This is a genomic window from Bradyrhizobium sp. LeoA1Lang, from assembly GCF_055413685.1.
This window is the reverse complement of the sequence record NZ_JBVAPG010000455.1, coordinates 1-763: the sequence shown is the minus strand read 5'-3', so window position 1 is coordinate 763 and position 763 is coordinate 1. Positions and strand designations below refer to the sequence as shown.

The window sequence follows — 763 nt, the reverse complement described above, 5'->3', positions numbered from 1 at the left end:
TTCTCGCATCTCTCTAGGCCGGAAGCACCCTCACCTTCACCTTTGCCGGGCTCGTGGCCGCATACTCGCTCTCTTTCGTGGTCAAGCCGCTCCGGGAGGCCTCCGTTACCAAGCTGGCTTGCCGCCGGCATCGTGATGTTGGGCCTTGCGGTAATTCTCACCGCAACGTTGATCGAGAAATGCAGCGCAAGGAGAGCGCGTGAGGACAGCCACACCAGGCCGGATCCGCAGTCACCTTCGTGATAGACTCCGCTAGCTTTGCGTCCATGCGCAGTTCAGCGTACGGGCTACAGGTGTGGGCAGCGATCTCCAGCACGGCGGCATAACGCGCCGCTCGCTATGCCTAAGGCGCTCGCTATGCCTAAGGCTCGATTATGGAATCGGTATATTTGTCCAGGCCAAAGGGCGTCTCGCTGGTTCACGGCCCTGGACCGCCAGAGTAGGTATCGCGCGTTCTACGCCGGCACAGCGCCCGAGCGCGGAATGAGCAATTAGAGCGTGATGAGATTAGGTTTGACCATATCCGGCGTTGGTGAAGTAGTTTGAGCACTCGGCGGGTGTGACAGTGTCGAGGATCGGACCAATGGCATCGTAGACAGCCTCGGTGGTCCGCTTTGCGGCTTTGCGAAGCCAATACTTGAGTTTGGCGAAGAACTGCTCGATCGGGTTCAGATCGGGTGAGTATTTCGGTAGGAAGAACAACCGTGCACCGGCGGCACGGATGGCGCGACGTACGGCCTTGCCCTTGTGCGAGCCGAGGTTG

The 763-nt window shown here is 59.6% G+C and carries 1 protein-coding gene; it reads right to left on the bottom strand.

Features of this window, described 5'->3' with window-relative positions:
* Positions 1-507: 507 nt before the first annotated feature.
* Positions 508-763 (bottom strand): transposase (locus tag ACZYOF_RS44110; RefSeq protein WP_463719639.1); only part of this gene is annotated, 256 nt, incomplete at its 5' end.